Below are 10,624 nucleotides of genomic sequence, written 5' to 3' on the forward strand. Positions count from 1 at the left end.
AGCGGACGATCAACGCGCTCAAGGGCTTCCGGGCCGTGGCGACCCGGTACGACAGGAGAGCGTTCGTCTTTCACGGGACGGTCGCTGTCGCCGCGATCCGGCTGTGGATCCGTTAGTGATCCGCCGGACAGTCCTTAGGGTGCACACGTGAGCGAAACCTGGGACGACGGCGCGCCCGGCGTCATGAAGCTGCCCTCCGGTCGCCTCGTCCGTGGTCGCGGCCTGCGCCGCCTTCTCCCCACCGGTCCCGAACCGGCCTTCGCCTTCCACCTGCTGGGCAAGCGGCCTCCCCAAGTCCCCTGGGAGGCGCGCTGGCTGCGCTGGCCCGACTTCCGGCTGCCCGCGGATGACCGCGAGACCCGGTCCGTCCTGCGCGAGGCGTGGGAGCGGTCTGCCACCGAACGCGTCGAGCTCGCCTGCGGCGGAGGCCGGGGAAGGACGGGCACGGCGCTGGCCTGCCTGGCGGTCCTGGACGGCGTCCCCACGGAGGACGCGGTGGCGTACGTGCGCCGGCACTACGACAGCCGCGCCGTCGAGACGCCCTGGCAGAAGCGGTACGTACGCCGCTTCGGCCCCGGGGACCGCTGAGGGCCGCCCGCCCCGATTCGCGGCAGGGGGACCGGCGCGTTTCCCTGGAAGTGTCAGACCCGGCACTTCGGCAAGAGCACGAGGAAGCGTCATGGACATCCCTCCAGAACTCGTCGAGGCGAAGAGAGCCGTGGAATTCGGCCTGCTCGCCCTGCCCGGGGTGAACGCGGTGGGGCTCGGCATGCGCGAGGAGAACGGCGAGCTGTTCGACGAGCTTTCCGTCGTCATCTACGTCGAGGACATGGCGCAGGTGCCGGACGGCCTTCCGGAACGGATCGGCGATGTGGGCGTGTGCATCGTCGAGAGGTCGGTCGAGCCCTGCGGCTTCCCCGACGTCGCCCGCTATCGCGACGTGCGGGGCGGCATCGCGATCAGGAAACCGCACGTGGGGACGGGGACGCTCGGTGCGGTGGTGGTGGACGCGCAGAGCCTGGAGCGGCTCGGCTTGAGCTGCTTCCACGTCACCGGGAACGCCCACGAGGCGTTCCCGCACTCGATCTGGCAGCCCGACAACCCGCCGATCGCCGTAGGAGTCAGCATCGTCAAGGACGACAATCTCGGTGGGGTGGAGCGGGTCGACTTCCCGCAGACCGCCCCCTTGCCGTTCTCCCCGATACTTGCCGGGATGTCCGACGCGGCCCTGATCCACCTCGATGTGGCCGCCGCGGTCGGACGACTCCCGTCCCCGGCGATCGCCGACCAGGGCCCGGGACAGCCCAACCTGGTCGGGGCGGTCACCGCGACGGCGGACCTGAACGCGCCCGCCTGGCTGCCGCACTGCATACGGAAACGCGGATTCGCCACGGGTCCTACCAACGGACTGGCCTACCACCGCTTCCTGACCGTCAACTGGGAGCCGGGCGGCCCCAACGCCTTTCTGATCGACCAGGTCGCGGTACTGGGTGACGGCGTCTTCTGCGATCAGGGCGACTCAGGATCCCTGGTCCTGGAGGAGACGGGGCCGACAGCGGTGGGCCTGCTCTGGGGCCGCAACAAACAGAGTGCATTCGCGCCGGCCGGAAAAACGGGCTACTTCACCGAAATCCGCACCGTCCAGGCACAGTTGGGGTTCTCGACGGTGTGGCCTTAGGCCACGCCCAGTGCCGCATCAGGCATTTCGCCAAGCAGTGGGAGCACCGCTTCGAAACGGGACTTCCCGCGTTCGTCGAGGTCGCCCGGGGCGGAGTGCGGTTGTTCCTGTCGGAGCATGAGGGCGACGCCCATCCGGACACGTTGGTCTACCTCCGCGTTCGTGATGTCGATGCCATCGCTTCCGAGTTCGGTGTGCAGGCGAAGGACGCTCCATGGGCGCGTGAGACCGAGCTCTGCGACCCTGACGGCAACCGGATTCGGATCGTCACGCCGTGAGGGAATGAACATTCGCCGGGGGTAACGAGCTCTGTCTCGACCTCGGCTGAGGGGCCGCGAACGTGACTTCGTCCGGTTCGACAGATCACGACAAGTTCTATGAGACGGACCCGGTGGGGGAGGCCGGCCGCCGCGCGGCCGGTGCGGACGCCTGCGGCGGTGCGTACGCCTGGTGGGGCGTCGGCGGGGCCGTGACGCCGCCTGCGTCGCAGGCGACGCAGAGGAGGGCGATAGGGCGACGAGGTTGTGCGTATGGCCCCTACGGGAAGAGGAAGTTGACGAGAGTGGTGTCGACGAGCTGGGATACCGGCTTGAGCTGAGCGGACGTGGTGCCCACGCGGTTCTGGAAGACCGCGACGAAGCGTCTGCCGGTGGACCTTTCGTCGATGATCGCCGCTTCCGAGCACACGACCGCTCCCGTGTTCAGCGGCCCCTGCCCGACCTTCGAGAACACCATGTCGAAGTTCACCGTGGTGTCCTGGTCGAGCATGGAATGACGATTCAGCACCGCCTGCCGCAGCAGGGCCAGCATGGCTTCGTCGCTGTCCCCGTCGACAAGCGGGGTGTTCTGCGCACCGGCCAGACTCCGGCCGCCCAGAAAGGTGAACAGACGCGCCATCTGCCGGGCGGAGGTCGCCTGCGCCACGGGCCCGGTGTCGTTGACGCACGGAATGCGCCGGGGCGTGAATCCGTTGGCGAAGTCGCCGCACAGCCACATGCCGTCGGCCGTCTCCGGGCTGCCGGTGGCGCTGTCATCGAAGAACCCCGCCGAGGCCGCGGCCTTCGTGAGATAGCCGAAGCCCAGCCCGTGGATCACCGTGCCGGCGGAAGTGTTGCTGCCGTTGGCGATCGCGTCCGACAGCTCGTCGGAGAACGCGGGAGTGAATTCCACGAAGGAATCTGCTCGCACGTCGAAAACGTCGTCCCAGCGCGGAAGCAGGGTGTTTCCCATGTCCACCCCTCGGAGCTGGGCCACCCGCTGCGCGTCGATGAGCGGATTGAACGTGGCGCGCAGCATGGTGATGACGTCGGCCGGAGGCGGTCGCGCGTCGAAGGAATCCACCAGCTCGTTCGCGGCGCGCAGCAGTTCGTGTGCCGCCCACATGGCGGTGGCCTTCAGCAGGCTCGCGGAGTAGTGCACCTCGAGTTCGAGCTGTCCGGTGAAGAAGTGCGGCTCCTGCTGGTTGAGGGCCACGACGACGACCGGCTCGCTGCCGAGCGCCTGCCCGGACGGGGTCTCCTTCGCGTCGTGGAACGCCTTGTCCAGACCGGCGTCCCGCTCCAGCAGGTCGTCCTTGAGATCCGGGAACAGCCCCATGGCCGCCTCCTCAGTGGTGGGGACCGTGCGGCCCGCCGTGAGGCCCTCCGTGCGGGCCGCCGTGCGGACCGTCGTGGGGCCCGCCGTGGGGACCGTCATGTGGACCGTGCGGTCCGCCGTGGGGACCGTCATGCGGTCCGCCGTGGGGACCGTCGTGCGGGCCGTGCGGCCCGTCATGTGGCCCATCGTGAGGCCCGTGCGGGCCAGGGTGCGGGCCGTCGTGGTGCGGTGATTCCACATCCACCGTGTCCATGTACACGACGCTGCCCTGCGTCCCCGACTCCGGATCCTCGGGATGGTAGGCGACCGTGACCGCCTCCTCGACGACCAGGAGCCTCCGGGCCGCCCCGCTGTCCGGCCCACCGCCCGGAAGGGGCAGCTGCCCCGTGTAGTCGGAGGCGGAGAGGGAGACGTCGTCGACGCGGTCGAGTGGGGACGCGCTGTCCTCCAGGGTGAACCAGGCGACGGCGTCGTCGTCGAGTTCCGGATCGCGCTCCTGGAGGAACGCCGTCGCCCTGGCGGGACGCACGCCCGTGTCGGCCCCGCCGGGCACGGTGTAGTTGGGACCGGACAGCTGGACGAGCAGGGGATCCGTGCCGGCCACGGTGAGGACGCGCTCGGGGAGGACCCTCAGGTTGTCCGTGAGCACGATCTGCGACAGATGGTCACCCGGCAGGGAGTCGGGCTGGAAGCGCGTCAACGCCAGCCGGACGAACGGGAAGTAGGCGCCCCCGGTGTCGAGGTCGATGTCGCAGAACCAGCGGCCGGCATCCCGGTCGAACCGCGGCTCGTAGCCGACGGCCGTGACCGTGAAGCCGGCGGTGAAGTCCGAGGGCTCCGGCAAGGGGAGGCCCGCCGCGACCGTCGCGGCGCCGGGGAAGGCGGATGCCGTCGGCGTGCTGACGGGCGCCGAGACGTGGATGGGGTCGCGGCCCAGCACGCTGATGAAGGGGTACGAGGACTCCGGCGCGTCGCTCCCCTCGTCGCGGACCAGCACCCCGAGCAACTCGCCCTCGCCGGAGGAGAACCACGGCCGCTCCAGATAGACCCGCAGGCCGCCGAGCCGACGGCGGGTGAGCGTGCCGGGCAGGGAACCGGACGCGTCGAAGGACTGGGTCGGCACGACGTCGATCACCTTGGGCGCCGCCGGCTTGGCGCTGCTGAACACCGTGTGCGTGACGTCGACCGGCTGCTCACCCGGCCGGGACAGCAACTGCTGCTCGGGATGGTCCCCGAAATCGGCCGGGAAGCTGTCGGCGAACGGCGTGGTCGCCACCACGTGGTACCGCACCGTCCGGTGCTTCGTATCGCCGAACTCCTGCTTCTGCAAGGTCGGCGGAATGCTGCTGTCGCCGTCGGCGCGCGCCTGCTCGGCCGCCCGGGTGTTGAAGAACAGCGTGCCGCCGGCCAGGACGAAGGGGAGGGAGGCAGGCTCGTCGGGGACGTCGCTCCCCTCGAGCGGCGGCTTCGGCAGCGTCAGCCCGAAGACCGGCGCCGCACGCTCCTGCGGCGTACCGGGCTCCTCCTGCGCCGGGTCGTCGGTCACCTCGGTCCACTCCGCGAACAGATCGATCCGGTCGGTGCTCGCGGGGTCCACGCCGACCGTTCCCGACAGGTGCTCGGCGGTCTCGCCGTGATCACGCCCCGCGAGGTCCGGGATCTCCAGGACGGGCGCCATCAGGGGGTGCTGCACGGCATGGACCAGAGTGAGCTCGTACCAGGGCGTGAGCATCCAGTGACGGCCGCTCCGGGCCGCGTTCATGATGGCGGCGAAGCCGTCGCTGCTGTCGCCCAGCTCGTCGTGGCACCAGCGCAGCATGCCCATGATCCCTTCGTCGACGCGGACCTTGGAGCTGACCCGTACGACGGCCACCGCCGCCTTGGGCAGCGAGACCGTCAGCACGCGGGCGGCCGCGTCGAGAACCGGCGGCCCGGACCCCTCGACGACCCGCAGCCGCAACGGAAGACCACGCCCAGCGACAGTGGATCGGGCAGGTACGGCACCTGGATCGACTCCCCGGTGTGCAGCGTGTAGCCGCCGGGGTGCCCCGGGGTATCGGGCGCCGTCCGGAAGCCGGGCAGCCCGGGATCGTCGAGACTGCCCGACTCCCGTACGGCGAGCTGGTACACCGCCTGCCGGGTCGTCGAGTTGCCGGAGGCGATCGCGTCGTCGAGCTTGCCGTGGCGTTCGACGCATTCCAGCGACGCCTTCGGAGCCACCAGATGCCGTTCGTCGACGGGCAGGTACGCCGGATGCGTCCCGCCGGCGACCAGCGGGGATGCGTTGAAGGCGGCGGCGTACGCAGCGGTGGACTGCCCGTCGTCGCTGCGGATCACCATCCGGTGCGCGCCGGTTCCCTCCAGGAAGGGGGAGCGCGGCAGCAGCAGGGGGGCCGGGACCGGTTCGTGCCGCCGGAAGGTCGTCCCGCCGACGGGCAGCGCCAGATCGTCCTGGTCCATCCGGTCCGTCGCCTGGTCCACGGTGGGGCCGTTGCCCGCCAGGTCGACGGTGCGGACACGGAGTTTGTACTGAGCACCGAAGCGCAGCCGGGGCAGGCTGCCCGGCTTCGGAGCGGTCTCGATCTCCAGTGGCAGCTTCGTGAATGCCTCATTGCGGACGGGCTGCGGTCCCGCCGTCGGGTCCGGTGTACCGGGGCCGCCGTTCGGGTCGTAACCGTCGACCATCACATTGCCCGGCAGAGGAGCCGACAGGGCCCAGCCGTTCCAGGTGACCATGTGCTCGTGCACATGGACGCGGCCGTCGCGCCCGTCCGGCTGCATCAGGCCGGTCTGCACGAAACCCTCGTCCGTGACGGGGGGAACGATGGGCGGAGTGCCCGCCTGCGCGCCGGGCGGGTTGTAGCTCACGATGCGTTCGTTCAAGGACCGCCACTTCCCCCGGTCGTTGACGTCGACCCGGTAGCCCCGCACCAGGTCCTCCGAGGTGAACGTGGTCAGGCCGTCATCGTCCCGCTGCCGGTTCTGGTCCGCGGCGTGCAGGAGATCGGACTGGAGGGCCTGTGCGTGGCCGGTGTGGACGAGGGCGAGGCCGGTGGTCCGTACGGTCGGCGGCGCGGCGGGGGCGGGTGAGCCCTCGGGCGGCGCATCGGCGGCGGCGGACGCGGCGAGCAGCTTCAGGTTCGTACCGTCCGTGTCGGTCTGCTCGATGCGGTACGTGTCGGGCCGTTCGACGCCGTCGTCACTCTCGCTGACGGGCAGCGCGAGCAGCCCGCGGGCCGGCGGACCCAGCGGATCGGATCCGGAGGCGGCGGCGCAGAAGTTTCCGTCCTGGTCCAGGACGTACAACGTGGCCGGCGTGTCCGGGACATTGGCGGAGTCCGGGAGCGCCGACGGGACGGTGGGGACGAGCACCAGGCCCAGCCCCCCATGGGTGCGCGGCAGTTGGTCGACCGGCAGGGCCAGGTCGATGACCAGGCCGAGGCGGCGCAGCAGCGCCGGATGGTCGCCGAGGGCGGAGAGCATCTGGTGGAAGTCGGGCTTGGGTTTATCGGGCCGCGGCGGCGGCTCCGGCAGCTCGCCCGCCCCGGTGGACCCGTCCCGTATCTGCGGATGGAAAGAGAGGAACTGCTCTTGGGCCGAGGAGAGATCCGGCTGTACGTTGCCGGTGGGGTCGTCGGCGGCTCGTGCGTCGGCGTCGTCGAGCTTCCCGGCGACGTTCTGCAGGGTGTCGGGCATGTCCTCGCTCGAGGGGAATCCGGCGAACCCGCTCATGGCCGCGGGGTCCGGCAGCTCGGTGGGCGAGGCGGACGCGATGTCGGCGTAGGCCCGACGGTCCGCTCTGGCCAGGTCCGCCGCCGCATAGGTCACTTTCGCCCGTGGCGCGTAGTCGTCGAAGGCGAAGGAATCCAGCGGGGTGTCCGGGTGGAAGAACCGCTTCCAGAGGTTCGAGTCGGCGGGATTCCCGGCGAGGGTGAGTGGACCGAACGGCGCACCGGCCGCCGTGCTGCGCCCGGTGCCCTCGTCCACGGTCGCGGTGTCGAGCATGAACCGGGCGTTCGCCAGGAGCGCCGGCCAGTCGAGGAAGTCCTCGAACGGGGCGAGGGTCGCCCCCTGGCCGTCGCCGTCGACGCTCAGCCGGGGCGCCACGAACACCGAGACCAGGGCCTGGGTCCCGTCGGGCGACAGGCCGGCCGGCAGGACGACCCACTGGATGCGCTGTTCGATCGTCACGAGTGGATTCCCCTTCGTCTCGTTCGTCCCGCGCGGATCCCGTGGCGCGCCCGGCTCAGGGGGCGAAGGCCAGGCAGTAGGTGTCCCAGTGGCCCGGCTTCACACAGTCGGCGAAGCTCGGGTCGCCCGAGCCGCCGAAGCGGCGTTGCAGTCCGAGGGAGACGGACTTGCTGAAGAACGCAACCTTCACACTGACGGTGAGGGTGCCCTCGCCGTACACTTCCGTACGGTTGCCGGACTTGACGTACGTGAGCTTCAGATAGAACTCCACGGACACGCTGACCAGACCCAGCACGGACAGATAGCCGCCGCAGCGCAGATACCCGGCGAGCTGCACCGCCTGATCGCTGTACGCGAAGTAGATCCCCGCCATCAGATGGACGCCGCCGCTGGCGACCCCGAGATCGAGCGAGGTGTTGCCGCCGAACTCCAGTGACCCCTCGATGAGTTGGATACCGGCCGGGCTGACCGTCAGCGAGAAGAACCCGCCGCCGCCGAAGATGCCGACGCTCAGGTTGAACGGGTGGAACCGCTCGGCGACCGAGAAGCGGAAGGTGACCACCTGCCGGTCGTCGAACGGGATCCGCAGCTCCGCGCCGAGTGACACATTGCTCAGGCTGAAGGCGCCGAACTGCACGGCGGGAACGGCGAGGGTGTATCCCGCCTTGATCCCGCTCTGGTCGACGTCCACATAGGCGCCCTTGCCGAAGCCATCCTTCGGGAGCAGTTCCTTGAGCGTGTTGATGAATTCCAGCGCGCTCTTGAAGCCGACCTGCAGACCGGAGGCGTTGAGGACCGGCCGGCTGCCCGGCTTCGTGACGAACTCGATCCGGCCGAAGTCGACGGTCAGGAGGCCGGCGAAGTCCAGGCCGAAGCCGGTAAGTACGCCGCGTACGGTCGACTTCTGCGCGGCGTCCGGCGTGCAGACGGTGGTGGCCTCCAGCGTGAGGGAGGCGTTCTTCAGGTTGATCGCGGCGAAGTCGGCCCCGGGCACCAACGGGGTCCGGCCCTGATGGAGCGCGGGCGTCCACAAGTAGCGCAGTTCCCGGCCGTTCGCCAGTTCGCGGGCCCGCAGGATCGGCACGGGCAGCAGACCCCTCGCCAGCCGGTCGGCGATGATCTCGTCGGCGTGCGGGCCGGTCAGCTGGGCCAGACCGTTGATTCCGGCGGGAGCGACCGGCTCGAGCAGTTTGAACAGATCGACCGAGCCGAGCAGCTTGGCGTCGCCGAAGATGTGCTGGAGCTGGTCCACGCTGACAGCGGTCGCGGCACCGGCGAAGTCCTGTGGCAGCAGCCCCGCCTTCGCCGTGATCGTCTGGACCACCGAGGACGGCTGCGCGAGACCGCCGGCCTTCTCCGCGGCGAAGCTCACGGCCAGCGGGTCGACCAGGTCGAGGAAGGCGGAGCTGGGACCCGCGGCGGCGAACCCGTTGGCGACGTAATCCCGGCGCAGGGCGACCTGCCGCTCGGCGGGCGAACCGGTGAGCTGCTCCACGGCGTGTACCCGGGCCGTGGCAAGCTGCATCTCCGGCAGTGCGCCCAGCGGATGACCGGACACGGGGGCCATCGTGAAGGTGAGCGACCCGACCGGCATGCTCGTGGCACCGGACTCCACGCCGTCCGGCAGCGGCGTCAGGGCCATGGTCTGGCCCTGGAGCGTGACCCGGCGAAGGTCCTCGGGAGCGGAGCCGTAGATCCCGGCCACGTCCACGCTGGAGACTTCGTTCAGCGTGAAGAACATCAGCGGCATGGTGAACGTGACGTGGCGCTGCTCGCTGTCGGTGCCGACGACGGTGAAGCGGAACGGCTCACCGGACCCCTCCAGCTTCACCTGGTGGGTGTTGTCGGCGGGGGCGAGCGGTGGAGTGATGGTGTCGGTGATGCGCAGCGCCGCGAACGGCATGCTCTGGCCCACATGGTGATAGTCGACTCCCTCCCCGTACGTCTGCTCGGGCTGGGTGACGGTGATGCGGTCCTCGCTCACCAGGTACGCGACCACCGTGCCGTCCCCTTGGGCCACGAACCTGCGCTTGGCGGTCTTCGTGCGGACCGCCGCGTGGCCCGAGCTCAGGAAGCCGCGTTCGACGACCCGTACGTACTGGTCCCGGCCCAGTTCCGCCTCGTGGTGGTAGCCCTGCAGAGAGATCCCCGGCAGCGGCGCGAAGTCGCCGCTCATCCGGACGCACGCGCCGAGCGGAGTGAGGATGAAGCGTTCGGCGCGCAGCGGCTCACGCTGGAATCCCTCGACCGGCACGCCGTTGAAGATCAGCTCGCCGGCGCTGGTGACCTTGATGAGGTCCCGCAGGTTGTCGTCACTGATGGGGGAGCTGATGCGCTGCGGAGTGTCCGTGAAGGCGGCGAATGCCTTGAGCCGCCCCTCGGCTCCGTCCTGTCTCGTCAACGCCGCGCGCCACAGCGGTGCGTGCCCGTCCTCGGACACCGGGCCGTGCGCGAAGGACCATCCGCTGTCCCCCTCGGTCCCCAGCAGGAGGCGGGCGGGGAACTCGATCGCGGTGCGTGGCAGTCCGCTGAAGACGGAGATCTCGCCGTCGTCGGGAGGTATGGACACCGGTACGGAGGTGTTCTGCAGGAGTTCCCAGGCCAGCAGCGCCTCCGAGGCGAGGTCGATGCCGTCCTCGCCGTCCGGGAGCAGCAACGCCAGCCTGCTCGTCCCGGCCGAGACCGCCGGGACCGTCGGTGGGAAGGCACCGCGCACGTCCGACTCGCCGACGTGCTGCGGCGGAAGCCCGAAGAGCAGCACCGCCGGTTCGTCCGCGTTCTCGCGCACCAGCCGAGAGCCGTCGCGCTCAAGGTTGATCACCGAAACATGCAGCAGGAGCATGTCCTCGACCCGCAGAATGGTGAACGGATCGGCAGTCATCGCGGCACCGCCTTCCGTCGGCCGTCCGTTCTCCTCAGTGTGGCGAACGGGTGAGGTGTATGCACCTTTTGTCGGCTTCGGGGCGGACTCGGTCCGTGCGGTGCACCCGGGCTCGGTGCGGTCGTTCGCCGATGAACGACCTAAGGACTGTCCGGCGGATCACTAACGGATCCACAGCCGGATCGCGGCGACAGCGACCGTCCCGTGAAAGACGAACGCTCTCCTGTCGTACCGGGTCGCCACGGCCCGGAAGCCCTTGAGCGCGTTGATCGTCCGCT

6 protein-coding genes and 2 pseudogenes are annotated in these 10,624 nt (G+C 70.0%); 4 read left to right on the plus strand and 4 right to left on the minus strand.

All coding sequences use genetic code 11. The annotated features are described in order from the left end of the window. From JF597_RS48900 to JF597_RS48915, 4 genes and pseudogenes are all read left to right on the plus strand, one after another. Window positions 1-116: pseudogene (locus JF597_RS48900) on the plus strand (IS5/IS1182 family transposase); the annotation flags it as partial. 31 nt (window positions 117-147) lie between these two features. After that, window positions 148-588, plus strand: a complete 441-nt coding sequence (locus tag JF597_RS48905) for a protein-tyrosine phosphatase family protein (protein ID WP_294012291.1) — start codon at window positions 148-150, stop codon at window positions 586-588. Window positions 589-679: 91 nt separating this feature from the next. After that, a complete protein-coding gene (locus JF597_RS48910) occupies window positions 680-1,678 on the plus strand; it encodes a hypothetical protein (RefSeq protein ID WP_294012294.1) in 999 nt (332 codons plus the stop codon). Continuing rightward, window positions 1,669-1,956, plus strand: coding sequence for a glyoxalase superfamily protein (locus tag JF597_RS48915; protein ID WP_294012296.1), 288 nt, complete (start codon window positions 1,669-1,671; stop codon window positions 1,954-1,956). The genes JF597_RS48910 and JF597_RS48915 overlap by 10 nt, the downstream gene beginning before the upstream one ends. Window positions 1,957-3,284: 1,328 nt before the next feature. Here JF597_RS48915 and JF597_RS48920 read toward each other — a convergent pair. From JF597_RS48920 to JF597_RS48935, 4 genes and pseudogenes are all read right to left on the minus strand, one after another. After that, window positions 3,285-5,234, minus strand: coding sequence for a hypothetical protein (locus JF597_RS48920; protein WP_294012298.1), 1,950 nt, complete (start codon window positions 5,232-5,234; stop codon window positions 3,285-3,287). Then, window positions 5,171-7,465, minus strand: a complete 2,295-nt coding sequence (locus JF597_RS48925; protein ID WP_294012300.1) for a hypothetical protein — start codon at window positions 7,463-7,465, stop codon at window positions 5,171-5,173. Before JF597_RS48925 ends, JF597_RS48920 begins: the two co-directional genes overlap by 64 nt. A 55-nt stretch (window positions 7,466-7,520) precedes the next feature. Further along, the gene (locus JF597_RS48930; RefSeq protein WP_294012302.1) at window positions 7,521-10,346 is read right to left on the minus strand and encodes a hypothetical protein; all 2,826 of its coding nucleotides are present in this window, start codon (window positions 10,344-10,346) and stop codon (window positions 7,521-7,523) included. A 162-nt stretch (window positions 10,347-10,508) separates the two neighbouring features. Further along, a pseudogene (locus JF597_RS48935) lies at window positions 10,509-10,624 on the minus strand (IS5/IS1182 family transposase); the annotation flags it as partial.

This window comes from Streptomyces sp., assembly GCF_019510245.1.
In the GTDB taxonomy this organism is placed as follows: Bacteria; Actinomycetota; Actinomycetes; order Streptomycetales; family Streptomycetaceae; genus Streptomyces.